Here is a 15,274-nt window from a genome sequence, read left to right on the forward strand (position 1 = left end):
GTGGAGACAGGCGTGCACACGCTCCGTGCAGGTTCTGCGCGCCGCATCACGCGCGCGCAGCCCGGGAGACGGAGTTCGCCCCCCGGGCCCATCCGCCGCCCGCGGGGATGAAGGCGGCGGTGTCCCCCAGCCCACTGGATCCAGTACAGCGGGCCGACCCACGCAGCATCCATGGAAGCGCTCCCCCGATGGCCGGAGAAGAGCGCACGGACGGGCGCACGGCCACACATCGGGAGCACGGCGCAACTGCGCGTATCGGTCCCGCACTTCAGTACGGACCACAATCCCGCCATCCGGAACTATGCCCCTTAACGCTTGGGATGCGGCGAACTACGCTGGGTTTACGAATGCCGCATGGTTATGCCAGCGCGGCAGCCGTCTGTGTCGAGGGGTGGCGCATGTCCAGGGAGCAACGCGGGCCGAACGAAAAACTCGGCACCGTTCTCGCCCTCGCGGGAATCAGCAACGCAGGACTCGCGCGTCGCGTCAACGATCTTGGCGCCCAACGCGGGTTGACTCTTCGCTACGACAAGACCTCGGTGGCGCGCTGGGTGTCGAAGGGCATGGTGCCTCAGGGTGCCGCGCCGCATCTCATCGCCGCCGCCATAGGCCAGAAGCTCGGCCGTCCGGTGCCGCTCCACGAGATCGGCCTGGCGGACGCGGATCCCGCACCAGAAGTGGGCCTCGCCTTCCCCAGGGACGTCGGCCAGGCGGTGAAGTCGGCGACGGAGCTCTACCGTCTCGACCTCGCCGGGCGCCGGGCCGGCTCCGGTGGCATCTGGCAGTCGCTGGCCGGATCGTTCGCAGTAAGCGCATACGCAACGCCCGCCTCACGATGGCTGATAACACCGGCCGACAGTTCGGTGGCGCGCGAGGCGAACTCCGCCGAGGACTCGGGCGCACCGCTCAAAGTCGGCCACAGCGATGTGCAGAAGCTGCGGGAGGCCGCCGAGGACGCCAGGCGCTGGGACTCCAAGTACGGCGGCGGTGACTGGCGTTCGTCGATGGTTCCCGAGTGCTTACGGGTGGAGGCGGCACCGCTGCTGCTCGGCGCGTACTCGGACGAGGTCGGCCGCGCACTGTTCGGGGCCAGCGCCGAACTGACGCGCCTGGCCGGATGGATGGCCTTCGACACGGGGCAGCAGGAGGCCGCCCAGCGGTACTACATCCAGGCGCTGCGCCTCGCGCGGGCAGCCGCCGACGTGCCCCTTGGGGGCTATGTGCTGGCCTCCATGTCGCTGCAGGCGACCTACCGTGGCTTCGGCGACGAGGGCGTCGACCTCGCGCAGGCCGCACTGGAACGCAACCGGGGCCTGGCGACCGCGCGCACGATGAGCTTCTTCCGGCTCGTCGAGGCACGGGCACACGCGCGTGCGAGTGACGCGCAGGCGGCCGGGGCGGCCCTCAAGGCCGCCGAGGGCTGGCTGGAGCGCTCCCGGGAGGGCGACAACGACCCGTCCTGGCTCGGCTTCTACTCCTACGACCGCTTCGCCGCGGACGCCGCGGAGTGCTACCGCGACCTGAAGGCGCCGCGCCAGGTGCGCCGCTTCACGGAGCAGGCGCTGTCGAAACCGACGGAGGAGTTCGTACGGTCGCACGGGCTGCGGCTCGTGGTGTCGGCGGTCGCGGAACTCGAGTCGGGCAACCTGGATGCCGCCTGCGAGCAGGGCGTGCGGGCGGTGGAGGTCGCAGGGCGCATCTCGTCGGCCCGCACGACCGAGTACGTAAAGGATCTGCTGCACCGTTTGGAGCCGTACGGGGACGAGCCGCGCGTGGTGGAGCTGCGGGAGCGGGCACGCCCGCTGCTGATGGCTCCCGCCTGAGCCGGAACCGGTGACGGATACCGGTGGCAGATACTGGCGACAGGGACCAGGTACCGGTGACAGGTACGGATACCTGTACAAGCTGTACAAGTACAGGTGCGGGAAGACCCCACTCCTCCTGCGTTTGAAGCCGGTGTCAGTGGCGCAGTGCACTATCGGTAGTGGGAGGTGGTGCAGGTGCGGCCGGGGATCGCTTATGACTGCGATGTGCTCGTGATCGGTGGTGGGATCGTCGGGCTGTCCACCGCGTACGCGATCACGCGTGCCGCGCCCGGCACGCGCGTGACCGTGCTGGAGAAGGAACCGGGGCCGGCCCGGCACCAGACGGGGCGCAACAGCGGCGTCATCCACAGCGGGATCTACTACCGGCCCGGGTCTTTGAAGGCCCGGTACGCGGTGCGGGGCGCCGCCGAGATGGTCAAGTTCTGCGCCGAGTACGGCATCGCACACGCCGTCACCGGCAAGCTGATCGTCGCCACGGAGCGACAGGAGCTGCCGCGCCTGCACGCCCTGGTGCAGCGCGGGCGGGAGAACGGGATTCCGGTGCGGGAGCTGGGCGCCGCCCAGATCGCGGAGTACGAGCCCGAGGTGTACGGGCTCGCGGCCATACACGTCGGGACGACCGGCGTGTGCGACTTCGTGGGGGTCGCCCGGCAGCTGGCGGAGGCGTCGGGGGCGGAGATCCGGTACGGGGCGCGGGTCGAGCAGGTCGACCGGCGCCCGCAGCTCGGGGTCGCGGTCCGGACGACGGCCGGCGACGTCGTACGCGCGCGCGTGCTGGTGAACTGTGCCGGGCTGTACTGCGACGAGGTGGCGCGGCTGACGGGGGACGACCCCGAGATGCGGATCGTGCCCTTCCGCGGGGAGTACTACTCGCTGGCGCGGCCCGAGCTGGTGCGGGGACTGGTGTATCCGGTGCCGGATCCGGCGTTCCCGTTCCTCGGCGTGCATCTCACGCGCGGGATCGACGAGGACGTGCACATCGGTCCCAACGCGGTGCCGGCGCTGGCCCGGGAGGGGTACGGATGGGATGTCGTACGGCCGCGGGAGGTCGCCGGGACGCTGGCCTGGCCCGGCGCCTGGCGAATGGCCCGGCGGCACTGGCGGTACGGGACGGGGGAGCTGCGCCGGTCGGTGTCCAGGAAAGCGTTCACGACGGCGGTGCGAAGGCTGTTGCCGGCGGTGACGGAGGACGACCTGGTGCCGACGGCCGCGGGGGTCCGGGCGCAGGCGGTGCTGCGGGACGGGTCACTGGTGGACGACTTCCTGATCAAGGAGGGACCACGGGCCGTCCATGTGCTGAACGCACCCTCACCTGCGGCGACGGCTTCGCTGCCGATCGGCCGGGAGGTGGCGAGAAGGGCGCTGGCCGTGCTCGGCCCGTCCTGACCGGCCCGCTCGGCGGCCACCGGACGGGCCGGCCGTCTCACCGTCCCCGTAAAATCGGTCGCACTGTGTCTGACTCCCTCCATGCCCCCGAATCCCCACAGCCCGCCGCGCCCGCGCCCGCCGCTGCCTCCGCGCCCGGCGAGCACACGCCGCACGCCCCCGGTGTCTCCGTCCGGCACACCCGGGCCAAGGGCGAGCCGCGGTTCCCCGACGGGCCGAAGGCCGATCCGGCCGGCTCGCACTTCGAGCGGCGGATCCGCAGCTTCCAGCCGCGCCGCAGCCGGGTGACCGCAGGACAGGCGGACGCGCTGCAACGGCTGTGGCCCAAGTGGGGGCTGGACATCGACGGACAGCGGTCGATCGATCTCACCGAACTGTTCGGGAACACCGGCCGCGTCGTGCTGGAGATCGGGTTCGGGATGGGCGAGGCCACCGCGCAGATGGCCGCCGCGGATCCGGACACGAACGTCCTCGCCGTGGACGTGCACACCCCGGGGCAGGGACATCTGCTCAACCTCGCCGACGATCACGGGCTGTCCAACGTCCGCGTGGCCAACGGGGACGCGATCATCCTGCTGCGCGAGATGCTCACCCCGGACTCACTCGACGGGCTGCGCGTCTACTTCCCCGACCCCTGGCCCAAGAAGCGGCACCACAAGCGGCGGCTCATCCAGCCGGAGTTCCTGGACCTCGCCGCGGCCCGGATCAGACCCGGCGGCATCGTGCACTGCGCGACCGACTGGGAGCCGTACGCCGAACAGATGCTCGACGTGCTGACCGCGCACCCGGGGTTCGAGAACACACGGCCCGACGGCGGTTTCGCGCCGCGTCCCGACTTCCGGCCGCTGACCCGTTTCGAGGGCCAGGGTCTGGAGAAGGGACATGTCGTGAACGACCTGCTCTTCCGTCGCGTACAGCATCACCAACAGCCCCCCACCGGCGTCTGAAGCCCCCTCGGCCCCGCGGGCGAACCGACATACCGTCGCGGGCGGCGCCCTCCCTCGTTAGGGTCAATGCCGTGGCCACCAGTCCCCCGTACCCGACGTATCCGCCGCACCCCGGTGGCCCCGCCGGCGGTGCGCCCACGCATGCGCACTGGTGGCAGCGTCGAGGGCCCCTGGGCCGGGCGCAGTCGAGGGCTTGGGGGAGGGTGCGGTACGGCGCCCTCAGCACCCTGCTCGCGCTCTCCGGGCTGGTCATCCTGGCCCTGGTACGTGAACAGACCGGCACCGAAGGGTTCCTGGTGGGACTCGGGCTGGCCGTCCTGCCCGTCCCCCTCCTCATAGCCGCCTTCCGCTGGCTCGACCGCGTCGACCCGGGCCCCTGGCGCAATCTGCTGTTCGCCTTCGCCTGGGGGGCCTGCGCCGCGGCGCTGATAGCGATCGTCGCGAACAGCTTCGCCACGAAGTGGATAGCGACGGCGACGGCCGATCCGTCCAGCGCGGACACGCTCGGCGCGACGGTCATAGCGCCCATCGTCGAGGAGTCGGCGAAGGCCGCCGCCGTCCTCCTCGTCTTCCTCTTCCGCAGACGGGACTTCACCGGGATCGTCGACGGCGTCGTCATAGCCGGCGTCACCGCCACCGGCTTCGCGTTCACCGAGAACATCCTCTACCTGGGCACCGCCTTCGGCAGCGACGAGCTCACCGGCGACCGCGGCATCGCCTCCGTCACCGCGGCGACGTTCTTCGTGCGGATCGTCATGTCCCCGTTCGCGCATCCGCTCTTCACCGTCCTCACCGGCATCGGCTTCGGCGTCGCCGCGCTCTCGGCGGAGCGCCAGCACCTGCGGCGGGTCCTCGTCCCGCTCTCCGGCCTGCTGCTCGCCATGAGCATGCACGCGATCTGGAACGGCTCGTCGACGTTCGGCGAGTACGGGTTCTTCGCCGTCTACGCCGCCTTCATGGTCCCCGCGTTCGGCCTGCTGACCTGGCTGGTCATCTGGACGCGCCAGCGCGAACTGCGCACCGTGCGCGAGGAACTGCCCGCCTACGCCGTCGCCGGCTGGCTCACCCCCGCCGAGCCGTACGCCCTCGGCTCGATGCGGGCGCGCCGGCTGGCCCGCGACTACGCCGCCCACCACCTCGGCAGGCCCGCGGCCCGCACGGTCGCGCAGTACGAGGCGTACGCGACCTCCCTGGCGTTCCTGCGGCACCGGGGGCGCCGTGGCCGCGCCGGTGCCGACTTCGTCGTCAGGGAGCAGGAGTTGCTGCACCAGCTGTGGCTACGGCGTGAGGTGGCCCGCCCGGCCCTGGACTACGCGGCGCGCCTGACAGCACCTCCGGTGCCGGTGGCGCCGGCGCCCTGGGCGATGTACGGGGTGTACGGGTACCCGGCGATGCCGAATCCCGCGTACAACCCGTACCGGACGTAGAGCGCGTACTGCGGTACAGGACCGGTACCGCCCCTGTATCTCGGAGGATCAGGCCGACGCCGCGGTCAGCCGCGCTACCTCGGCCTCGGTGAGCGTCGGCTCCCCCACCCCCAGCAGGGCCGGCAGCTGCTCCACCGTCCGCGCGGACGCGATCGGCGCGATGACCGTCGGCTGGGCCGCGAGCCAGGCCAGGGCGACCGTCGCCACCGGGGCCCCGTGGGCGTCGGCGATCTCGTCGAGGGCCGCCAGGACACTGCGGCCGCGTTCCGTGTCCAGGTGCTTGCCGGCACCGGCGCGGGCGCTCTGGACCGTCGTACCTGGCCGGTACTTGCCGGTGAGGAAGCCCGAGGCAAGGGCGAAGTACGGGACGGCGGCCAGGCCGTACCGCGCGGCGAGGTCCTGGAGTTCGCCCTCGTACGTGTCGCGCGAGACCAGGTTGTAGTGGGGCTGGACGGCCACGTACTTGGCCAGGCCCTCACGGTCGGAGAACTCCAGGGACGCACGGAGCCGCTCGGGCGAGATGTTGGACGCGGCGATGTGCCGCACCTTGCCCGCCTTCACCAGCTCGTCGAGCGCGCCGATGATCTCCTCGACCGGCACCTCCGGCTTGTCGAAGTGGGTGTAGTACAGATCGATGTGATCGGTGCCGAGGCGGCTCAGGGAGGCGTCGGCGGCGGCCTTGATGTTGGTGGCCGTCAGGCCCGGGAACTCGGGGTGCTGGCTGACCTTGGTCGCGATGACGACGTCGTCGCGGTTACCGCGCGCCCTGACCCACTTGCCGATGATCGTCTCGGACTCGCCGCCCTTGTTGCCGTCGACCCACGCCGAGTAGGAGTCGGCGGTGTCGACGAAGTTGCCGCCCGCGGCCGCGTAGGCGTCCAGCACGGCGAAGGACGTGGCCTCGTCGGCGGTCCAGCCGAAGACGTTGCCGCCGAGGGAGAGGGGAAAGACCTCCAGGCCGGAGGAGCCGAGCTTGCGAAGAGAAGTCATGTAGTGCGTCAACGCCCGCGTCGGAGGGCGATCTTCCGCTGCGGCCGCAAAATCCCCGTAAACAAGCGGAGTCACCCATTCCAGCGGCTGGACAGCGGAAAAAAGGCAGCCCTGACGTCTGGGGTATGCCGTCAGGGCTGCCGGGATCACGAGGAAAAGAAAGAACAGCGAGAACAGGGAGAACAGGGAGAAGCCGAGGTCAGGGAGAAGCGAGGTCAGGGGGTGAGGCCCTTGCTGCGCAGCCATGTCATCGGGTCGATGCCCGTGGCCTGGCCGTTCAGGTGGACCTCGAGGTGCAGGTGCGGACCGGTCACGTTGCCGGTGGCGCCGACACGCCCGATCACATCGCCCGTGCCGACCTTCTGGCCCACGCTCACGCTGATCGACGACTGGTGGCAGAACCAGAGTTCCGTACCGTCGTCGAGCGTGATGATCGTGCGGTAGCCGTACGAGCCCGCCCAGCCGGCCTCCGTGACGGTACCGCTGTGGACGGCCTTGATGAGCGTGCCCGTGGGGGCGGCGAAGTCGAGACCCGTGTGGTAGCCGGAGGACCACATCGAGCCGGCCTGTCCGAAGGTACCGGTGATCGTGTACGACACGACCGGCAGCTTGAACTGCTTGGCCAGCTCGGCGAGTTTGGCGGCCTCGGCCTTCTTCTTGGCCTCCGCCTCGGCCTTCTCCTTCGCGGCCCGCGCCTTGGCCACGGCCGCCTTCTCCGCCTGGGCGGCAGCGTCGTCGACCTGCTTGGCGAAGACGGCCTCGGTGGCCGACCGGGCCTTGCCGTCGACCTGGACCTGCTGGCTCTCGGCCTGGGCCATGATGCGGTTGCGCAGCGCCTCACCGGCGTCCGCGGCGCCCTGCGCGGTGTCGTCGGAGCTGACGCCGACGGTGCTGAGGGCGGTGGCGGAGCCCTTGGAGGCGTGCGAGGAGTCGCCGAACACGCCGCCCACAGAAGGCAGATCGGGCAGGGAGATGGAGACCGGGGGCTTGCCGGTGTTGGCGCTGGCAATGCCGCCCGCGCCGACGGCGGCTATGACACCGACGCCGAGAACCGTGGAGCTGCGGGCGAGTCCCCCGCCGCGCTGCTTGGAGACACGGTGCCGGCCGCGCACCGGCGGTAGGGACTCCTCGGTGGGGTTCCACTCCTCCCACGGGCCCTCGTCGGTGCGGGGGCCGGCAAAGCCGAAGGGCTCGGTACTCGGCACGAACGGTGCTGCCGGGGCAGGCGGGTTGGACGCCACGTAGGCGTGCTCCTTCCTTCCTTCTCGCCTACCGGGTTAGCTGACGGGTTCGGAGCAGGAAGGTCTCCTACGCGCGTATACCCGCCGTACGTTCACGGCGGCTTCAGCGCGATTCACCCCAGGGTGGTGGTTCCCCGGTTCCCTTGCGGGATTCGGCGCGTGCGCACGGAGCCGTCTCTTGTGACGGCTGGGACGACCGCGCTGCGTTATCGAACGTTAATAGACCCGGGGTGCCGTTTCCAGCTGTTCCGCTTGATCATTAATGCTTCTTGGTCTGGACGTAGGGCCCATGAACGGCCATAAACGGGCGAGTTGGCCAGACCTCAGGATCCACACAGGTATTGACGGTATGTCAGTTGTTATGCGGAGGGCGGTCGCTCGACCACACTCGGTGACATCGCGTCAGGGAAGGGCGGGGAGACACGGAAAGGCACGGACAGGCACGGAGAGGCCCACGGAGAGGCATGGAAGCGGGAAAACACTCAGGGCCGGAATCCAGTTACTGGATTCCGGCCCTGAGCCTTGAGTAGCGGGGACAGGATTTGAACCTGCGACCTCTGGGTTATGAGCCCAGCGAGCTACCGAGCTGCTCCACCCCGCGTCGTTGTGTAACCAGCATACGCCATCCGTGGGGTGCTCAGAACCACGGTCACGACCGTGGGTCACGAACCCGGGAGATGCCGGTTCGGCGCCTTGGCCTGCTCCTCGTACTCCGGCAGTACGACGACCTCGACGCCCCGCGACGCCAGCAGCCCGCTCCCGTCCGCCTCCGTGACGAACGTGTCCGGCTCCCGCCACGCCGTGACCACCCGCCGCACCCCCGCGTCGAGGATCAGCCGCGCGCACGGCCTGGGCCGGGAGGCGCGGTGGGCGCAGGGCTCCAGGCTGCTGTACACCGTCGCCGACGCGAGTCTCGGATCCGCCGGGTCGAGCTTGGCCAGGGCCGCCTCCTCGGCGTGCACGACAGGGTCGCCGCCCTCGCGCGAGTGACCGCGGGCCAGCTCCGTGCCGTCGGCGGCGACGATCACCGCGCCCACGCTGAAGGCCGTGCGGGAGGGCGGGCACTGCGCCGCCAGCTCGCAGGCGAGGGCCAGCCAGTGGCGGTCGGCGGCGGCGGGGAGCGGGCCGGCACCGGGGGCCGTGGGCTCGTAGCGCATGAGAACGACGTCCTCGATCCGCCGGGTCTCCGTCAGGCGCAGGCGGCCACCCTGGTAGGCGCCGGGGCCGAAGAGGCGGGGAGCGTCCGGGTCGCCCACGAAGAGGGGGGCGAGGACGAGCTGGAGTTCGTCGGCGAGGCCCTGCCGGAGGAACTGGGTGTGGATCGTGCCGCCGCCCTCGACCATCAGGCGCCGTACGCCGCGCACGTCGTGCAGATGCTCCAGGAGCCGCCGCCAGTCGAGGTCGGGGCCGAGCGGGACGACGTCGGCGGCGAGGCCGAGTGCGCGCGCCCGCCGGGCACCCTGGTCGGTCGTGCAGACGAGCTTCTCGCCACCCGTGTGCCAGAAGTTCGCGTCCGGGTCCAGGTCGCCGGAGCCGCTGACGGTGACCTTGAGGGGGTACTCCGACTTCCCAGCCGCGATGCGGGCGGCCCGGCGCTCGGGCGAGTTGACCAGCAGCCGCGGGTTGTCGGCGCGGATCGTGCCCGCGCCGACGAGGATCGCGTCGACGGACGCCCGCACCTCGTCCACACGGTCGAAGTCGGCCGGGGAGGAGAGCAGGAGGCGTTCGGGGCCGGCGTCGTCGAGGTAGCCGTCGAGAGAGACGGCGGCGGACAGCAGGACGTAGGGGTACGGCATCGGTCGCGCTCACTCTCGGCGGCGGGCTCGGACAGGCAGGGCGGGCTCGGGCGGGTGGGTCTTGGTTCAAGTTTGAAACAAACCTACACTGGGGCTATGACGACTCGCTGGCTCACCTCCAAGGAGCAGCGCGCCTGGCGCGCGTACATCGCCGCGGCGCACCTCCTGGAGGACGCGATCGACCGGCAGCTCCAGCAGGACGCCGGCATGCCGCACCTGTACTACTCCATCCTGGCCAATCTCTCCGAGGTACCCGAGCGGCGGCTGCGGATGACCGATCTCGCCGAGCGGACGAAGATCACCCGAAGCCGGCTGACGTACGCGGTGTCCCGGCTGGAGAAGGACGGTCTGATCCGGCGCGAGAACTGCAAGTGGGACAAGCGGGGGAGCATCGCCGCACTCACCGACGAGGGCATGGCGGTGCTGGAACGCACCGCGCCCGGACATGTCGAGACCGTGCGCGCCTCGCTCTTCGAGCACCTCACCGAGGAACAGGTGGAGCAGGTGGAGGAGATCTTCTCGGGGGTCGCGCGGGCCCTCGACGAGGGGGGCAGCCGGCCCACGCCCGACGAGGTGCCGTGGCGGCGGCGGTCGTCGCCGCCCTGTTCGTGACCCAGTCCCGGTAAACGTGTTGCTTCAAATTTAAAGCATGGGGTAGTGTCCGGGACCGTAGAACTGCTTCAAATCTGAAGCAGGACTGCGGAAGCAGGACTGCTCAAGCAGACGTCCACCGGACCCACCCGGGAGAACCCGCATGCCCGACTTCCCCGCCGCCACCCCGCGCGCCCGCGTCCGGGTACCGCTGCGCTTCCAGGACGGCTACAGCGTCGACGCCGAACTGGTCACCTTCCACGGCCTGACCGACGGACAGGAACACGTGGCCGTCGTCCTGGGCGACCCGGGCCCCGTCCCGCTGGTCCGGCTGCACTCCGAGTGCCTCACCGGCGACGTCTTCGGCTCGGCCCGCTGCGACTGCGGCCCGCAGCTGCGCGAGGCGGTCGAGCGGATCGCGACCCGCGGCGGCGTGCTGCTCTACCTGCGCCAGGAGGGCCGCGGCATCGGCCTCTACAACAAGCTGGACGCGTACGCCCTGCAGGACCAGGGCCTGGACACGTACGAGGCGAACGCGGCCCTCGGCCTGCCCGAGGACGACCGCGACTACACGGCGGCCGCGCAGATGCTCCACGCCCTCGGCATCGACACCCTCGACCTGCTGTCCAACAACCCCGACAAGGCCGGTCAGCTCCGCGACCTGGGCATCGACGTGCACGAGCGCGTCCCCACGGGCGTCTTCACCACCGCCCACAACGTCCGCTACCTGCGCGCCAAGGTCCTCCAGACCCAGCACACGCTGCCGCTGGGCGAACTGACGGAACTCAGCGCCGGCTGACGGCTGACGGCTGACGGCTGACGGCTGACGATCTACGTTCGGGACGGCGCCGTTGGATCGTCCCGTCTGTCCGTATCGGGCGCCGTCATCCCGCGCGCGGCAGCATCACGTCGATCACCGTCGGCCCGGCGTCCGGGCTGGACACTTCCATTCCATGGTCCCGTCCAGCGCGGCTGCCCGTCCGCGCATACCGAGCAGACGCATACCGAGCAGTCCCGGGCCGCCCGTCTGGTCGACGCCGCCCAGCCCTTCGTCGGCCACCCTCACGGGCAGCCGCGCCTGAGGTCGTCAGACAGCCACCGGACCCTGACCAGTTGTGCCGTCCCGGCCTCCCCGCGTTGATCGGACGCCTCGCCCCATCCAGCCGTCACTCAGCGGGGATTGGCACGAGCAGGGCTGGAGGGTGGTGCGGCAGGAAGTACAACGGGAGTGTGACGCGGTTCACCGGTAAACAGTGACAGGGGGTTGTCGCGGATGGCTGCGATGGTCGACGGATGACGATCACCGATGAGGACTGCCTGGCCGAGACTCTGGCGTTCAACAAGCAGTTCGAGGCCACGGCCGCGAGCCGTCCGGCGCGCGAGGAGACTCCCGATGCAACCACGCTGGCCGCCCTGCGCCGTAACCGGCTTGGCGGCGACACGCCACCGGTGCGACTGCGGCAGGGCCAAGACCGCGTCGTTGAGGGCGGGGTGAAGATACGAGTCTTCGCACCGGAGCACGTTGACGGCGTGTACCTGCACTTCCACGGAGGCGGCTGGACGTTCGGCTCCGCGGACGGGCAGGACGAAAGACTGTGGCGACTGGCCGAACAGACGCGGCTCGCCGTGGTCAGCGTGGACTACCGCCTCGCACCGGAACACCCCTTCCCCGCCGGACCCGCCGACTGCGAAGTGGCCGCCCGGTGGCTGGTGAAGCACGCGGTGACCGAATTCGGCACCGAGCGGCTGCTGATCGGCGGTGAATCGGCCGGCGCCCACCTCAGCGTCGTGACGCTGCTGCGCCTTCGCGACCGGCACGGCATCACTGGCGCCTTCCGGGCCGTCCACCTGCTCTTTGGCCCCTACGACCTGTCGATGACACCCAGCCAGCGACTGTTCGGCTCCAAGCGGCTGCTGAGCAATACCGACACCCTGCGGCGGACCTATGAGCTGGTCACCCCCGGCATGGACGCGGAACAGCGCCGTGATCCCGAGGTCTCACCGCTGTTCGCCGACCTTGTCGGCATGCCGCCCGCCCGGATCGTGGTGGGCAGCGAAGATCCGCTGCGGGACGACTCGCTGTTCCTCGCCCAGAGGTGGCAGGCGGCGGGCGCGCCCGTGCAGCTGGGCGTCGTGGCCGGCGCCATGCACGGCTTCACCCTCTTCCCGCTGACCATCACCGAACGGGAACAGCGACGCGAACGGAACTTCCTGTCCACCATGGGCCGGTAGCGTCGCCGACATGAACCGTACTGCCCGGCTGTATGCGCTGGTGGAAGAGTTGCGCGCAGTCGCGCCGCGGTCGTTGACGGTCGCGGCGCTCGCCGCGCGCTTCGAAGTGAGCACGCGCACGGTGCAGCGTGACCTCCAGGTGCTGATGGAGACCGGCGTCCCGGTGCGCACCACACCGGGACGCGGCGGGGGCTGGTCGATCGACCCGGCCATGACCCTGCCCCCGATCCACTTCACCGCTGAGGAAGCCTCGGCCCTGGCCGTCGCCCTCGCCGCGACCGATACCTTCGCCCCGTATGCCGGTGCGGCCCGCACCGCGGCGCAGAAGCTCGCGGCCTCGATGACCGGCCCCGCCTCGGCGGCGGCACGGGAGCTGGCCACCCGCATCGTTGCGCTGCCCGCGCCGTCCGACGCCGCGGTCCGCACCGCGGTGGAACAAGCCCTCACCACCCACACGGTCCTGCGGCTGTCCTACACCGACGCAGCAGGACACAACAGCGAGCGAGCGGTGGAACCGGCCGGACTGCTCACCGCAGACGGCCGGTGGTACCTCATCGCCTGGTGCCGCACGCGACAGGCCGGCCGGGGCTTCCGGCTGGACCGCATCACAGCAACGACTCCGACCACGGAGCAGGTACACCCCCACGACCTGACCGAACTCCTGCGCGGGTCGGCCGCAGCCGACGCGGTGCAGCCCACCACGCTGGCTCCACTCACGCACTGGCCCGAAAACGAAGCAGCGCCCGACCCGACCGAAGCCGACTCAGGCGCTGCGCAGCAGGTCAGAGGGGATGCCCCCGTCACCCGCACCGTAGGCCCTGTGGGACTCGAACCCACAACCAATGGATTAAAAGTCCTGGCGTGATCTTGCTGGGTGGTTCCGGACGCTGCGCCGCGGTCCGGAACCACCTGGTCAGGACAGGTGCTGCCAGATGTGCAATCCACGCCGTAACGGCCTCTGCCACATCATCCGCTCACGCATCGCTCACGCACGGCGCGCCGCTGAGCAGCAGCTTTCGGTCTACAAGAGGACGACGCACCCTCGCCGCTCCAGTTTGTTCAGCAGCGATGAGGAAGGCTCGCAGGCGTTCCAACGCAGGTCCAGCTTCTCCAGCGCAGGCAGGTCGACGACCCAGTCCGGGAGTCGCGTGAGGCGGTTGCTGCGCACATCGATGTCGCGGAGCCGGGCAGGTCGGCCAGCACCTCCGGCAGTTCGGCGAGGGCGTTCTCCCGCAGGTCCAGGTGGCGCAGTTCGCGGAGGTCAGCCATGGATGGCGGCAGGCTTTCGACCGCGTTGCCCCGGAGCCAGAGCTCGCGCAGGCTGTGCAGGTAGCCGATGCCGTCGGGCAGCGTGGTCAGCCGGTTGTGCTGCACGCGAAGTTCGATCAAGCCGGCCATCCGGGAGACGGTCTCCGGCAGGGTGGTGAGGCCGTTCTCGCCGACGTTGAGGTAACGCAGCCGCGTCAGGTTTCCCAGGGCGTCGGAGATCTCGGTCAGGTCGTTGTCGTGCAGGTAGAGGCAGCCCCTGAGGTCAGCCAGGTGACCGAGCTCGTCTGGCACCGAGGTGAGGTGGTTGTGGCCGAGGTCCAACGTTGTAGCCTGAGCAGCCGTCCGATCTCGGGCGGGAGGTCCGTGAGCCCGTTGTCCGCGAGGATCAGTACCTGGAGCTCGGTGCGCTGCCAGACGGACTCGGGTACTTTGCCCAGCTGTTGACGCCGTAGGTTCAGCTCGTGCGGCACGGCTTGATCCCTTCCTTGGTATACCAACAGGCCGGTCGAAGAATCGCAGCATGCCGTACGAGAGCTTCCTGCTGTTCTTCTGGGATGCACTCGCGTCGGCAGGCCGGGGCAGGAAGCCAGCTGACTCCCGGCAAGGAGTCCGCTCGCCGGACGCCACCAAGAGGCCCAGCACTTCGCCAAGTTGCCGACGGATCTCCGGGGCGTCGATGAGCCCGTCATCCCCCGATGCGACGGAATCTTCACCCATGCCGGCTCCACGATGTCGGCGCCGGTGTAACCCAAGACTGTCCGCAGCGTGGCCTCCGTGCCCTGGCCGCACCCCAGGGCCGCCGCGTTGATCCAGGCGATCGGTTCGTCGCAGATCTCGGTACCGCCGGCCCCCACTCCTGGCGTGATCTTGCTGGGTGGTTCCAAACACTTCCTCAGCGTCCGGGACCAGCACCGCGAGGTCGACGTGCCTGTGCCGCTCCACCTCATCCAGCGGCTATGACTCTGGGACGTGCCCTAACCGCGAGCTACCGACCACTTAGGGGCAGGTATATGCATATCCCATTTGAAGCCGGGCAATTCAGGATGTGCCCGATGTGAAGGAAATGGCTCAGCAGTCAACCTCTGATGTTCCTCAAGTCAGCTCCACATGCACATGCAGGCTGCATAGAGTCACTTTGACCACGAAATAGATCACCCTATTCCCATCACTGCACAACCCCCGGGAGAAGTTCCGGCATGTGCACAAGGACAGGCATACTCACGGGGATGTCGACGGCCGCCGTACTGACGGCCTGCACGGCGGGGGCCTGCGTCCGCAGACGACAGAACGCACGCCGCCGCGGCGATCACAAAGAGGGCTGCCTTGGAACCCCCGATGAAATATTGATGGCCTGAAAAGCACCTGATGGCTGGTCTCCTATACGGAGACCAGCCATCAGAAAAATCTGTACCGCTCTGTTGAGCCTAGTTGCTTCGCATGGTCATCCACAGCAAGACGACAAGCCCCGTCAGCAATGACAGGCCGACCATGCCGTACGCGAGCAGCATCGACAGGTTGTTTCCCATATCTTTTCCGCCCTCTTTTGAACTCACCGGCTGTCCCCCTTTC

General features: G+C 69.6%; 13 protein-coding genes, 1 tRNA gene and 1 riboswitch. Of the genes, 8 read left to right on the top strand and 6 right to left on the bottom strand.

All coding sequences use genetic code 11. The features are described 5' to 3' along the window. Positions 1–398 precede the first annotated feature (398 nt). From OOK07_RS20100 to OOK07_RS20115, 4 genes are all read left to right on the top strand, one after another. A complete protein-coding gene (locus tag OOK07_RS20100; protein ID WP_266517099.1) occupies positions 399–1,823 on the top strand; it encodes an NsdA family TPR-like regulatory protein in 1,425 nt (474 codons plus the stop codon). A 168-nt stretch (positions 1,824–1,991) separates the two neighbouring features. After that, positions 1,992–3,212, top strand: a complete 1,221-nt coding sequence (lhgD, locus tag OOK07_RS20105; protein WP_266682240.1) for an L-2-hydroxyglutarate dehydrogenase — start codon at positions 1,992–1,994, stop codon at positions 3,210–3,212. 65 nt (positions 3,213–3,277) lie between these two features. Next, a complete protein-coding gene (trmB, locus tag OOK07_RS20110; protein ID WP_266682242.1) occupies positions 3,278–4,159 on the top strand; it encodes a tRNA (guanosine(46)-N7)-methyltransferase TrmB in 882 nt (293 codons plus the stop codon). Between the two features lie 71 nt (positions 4,160–4,230). Continuing rightward, the gene (locus OOK07_RS20115; protein ID WP_266682244.1) at positions 4,231–5,586 is read left to right on the top strand and encodes a PrsW family intramembrane metalloprotease; all 1,356 of its coding nucleotides are present in this window, start codon (positions 4,231–4,233) and stop codon (positions 5,584–5,586) included. A gap of 48 nt (positions 5,587–5,634) precedes the next feature. Here the strand turns inward: OOK07_RS20115 and OOK07_RS20120 are convergent, their stop codons facing one another. The 4 genes from OOK07_RS20120 to OOK07_RS20135 form a co-directional block, all read right to left on the bottom strand. Continuing rightward, a complete protein-coding gene (locus OOK07_RS20120; protein WP_266797759.1) occupies positions 5,635–6,576 on the bottom strand; it encodes an aldo/keto reductase in 942 nt (313 codons plus the stop codon). Between the two features lie 215 nt (positions 6,577–6,791). Then, positions 6,792–7,817 carry a M23 family metallopeptidase gene (locus tag OOK07_RS20125; RefSeq protein WP_266682246.1) on the bottom strand — a complete coding sequence of 342 codons (1,026 nt, stop codon included), beginning with the start codon at positions 7,815–7,817 and terminating at the stop codon, positions 6,792–6,794. Positions 7,818–7,827: 10 nt separating this feature from the next. Further along, positions 7,828–7,985, bottom strand: a riboswitch (cyclic di-AMP (ydaO/yuaA leader). Positions 7,986–8,344: 359 nt separating this feature from the next. After that, positions 8,345–8,418: transfer RNA gene (locus OOK07_RS20130), tRNA-Met, on the bottom strand. A gap of 61 nt (positions 8,419–8,479) precedes the next feature. After that, positions 8,480–9,613 (bottom strand): dihydrofolate reductase family protein, encoded by a 1,134-nt coding sequence (locus OOK07_RS20135; RefSeq protein ID WP_266797760.1) that lies wholly within the window; start codon positions 9,611–9,613, stop codon positions 8,480–8,482. A gap of 96 nt (positions 9,614–9,709) precedes the next feature. Here OOK07_RS20135 and OOK07_RS20140 point away from each other — a divergent pair, with 96 nt between their 5' ends. The 4 genes from OOK07_RS20140 to OOK07_RS20160 all read left to right on the top strand — a co-directional run bounded on the left by OOK07_RS20140 (position 9,710) and on the right by OOK07_RS20160 (position 13,301). Continuing rightward, entirely contained in the window at positions 9,710–10,225 is a 516-nt protein-coding gene (locus tag OOK07_RS20140) for a MarR family winged helix-turn-helix transcriptional regulator (RefSeq protein WP_266682248.1), read from the top strand. Positions 10,226–10,367: 142 nt separating this feature from the next. Beyond that, positions 10,368–11,003, top strand: a complete 636-nt coding sequence (locus tag OOK07_RS20145) for a GTP cyclohydrolase II (protein ID WP_266797761.1) — start codon at positions 10,368–10,370, stop codon at positions 11,001–11,003. 494 nt (positions 11,004–11,497) lie between these two features. After that, positions 11,498–12,436, top strand: coding sequence for an alpha/beta hydrolase (locus tag OOK07_RS20155; RefSeq protein WP_266797762.1), 939 nt, complete (start codon positions 11,498–11,500; stop codon positions 12,434–12,436). Positions 12,437–12,446: 10 nt separating this feature from the next. Continuing rightward, entirely contained in the window at positions 12,447–13,301 is an 855-nt protein-coding gene (locus OOK07_RS20160) for a helix-turn-helix transcriptional regulator (protein WP_266797763.1), read from the top strand. 194 nt (positions 13,302–13,495) lie between these two features. Here the strand turns inward: OOK07_RS20160 and OOK07_RS20165 are convergent, their stop codons facing one another. Both OOK07_RS20165 and OOK07_RS20170 read right to left on the bottom strand, forming a co-directional pair. Then, positions 13,496–14,026 carry a leucine-rich repeat domain-containing protein gene (locus OOK07_RS20165; protein WP_323182974.1) on the bottom strand — a complete coding sequence of 177 codons (531 nt, stop codon included), beginning with the start codon at positions 14,024–14,026 and terminating at the stop codon, positions 13,496–13,498. A 1,103-nt stretch (positions 14,027–15,129) separates the two neighbouring features. Continuing rightward, a complete protein-coding gene (locus OOK07_RS20170; RefSeq protein ID WP_266797764.1) occupies positions 15,130–15,258 on the bottom strand; it encodes a hypothetical protein in 129 nt (42 codons plus the stop codon). Positions 15,259–15,274: the final 16 nt, after the last annotated feature.

Source organism: Streptomyces sp. NBC_00078, assembly GCF_026343335.1.
GTDB lineage: Bacteria > Actinomycetota > Actinomycetes > Streptomycetales > Streptomycetaceae > Streptomyces.

Bases quoted from the DNA above. Each gene is read 5' to 3' on its own strand.
- OOK07_RS20100 (WP_266517099.1), top strand. From the start codon at position 399: ATGTCCAGGGAGCAACGCGGGCCGAACGAAAAACTCGGCACCGTTCTC.
- OOK07_RS20120 (WP_266797759.1), bottom strand. From the start codon at position 6,576: ATGACTTCTCTTCGCAAGCTCGGCTCCTCCGGCCTGGAGGTCTTTCCC.
- OOK07_RS20135 (WP_266797760.1), bottom strand. From the start codon at position 9,613: ATGCCGTACCCCTACGTCCTGCTGTCCGCCGCCGTCTCTCTCGACGGC.
- OOK07_RS20140 (WP_266682248.1), top strand. From the start codon at position 9,710: ATGACGACTCGCTGGCTCACCTCCAAGGAGCAGCGCGCCTGGCGCGCG.
- OOK07_RS20145 (WP_266797761.1), top strand. From the start codon at position 10,368: ATGCCCGACTTCCCCGCCGCCACCCCGCGCGCCCGCGTCCGGGTACCG.
- OOK07_RS20155 (WP_266797762.1), top strand. From the start codon at position 11,498: ATGACGATCACCGATGAGGACTGCCTGGCCGAGACTCTGGCGTTCAAC.
- OOK07_RS20160 (WP_266797763.1), top strand. From the start codon at position 12,447: ATGAACCGTACTGCCCGGCTGTATGCGCTGGTGGAAGAGTTGCGCGCA.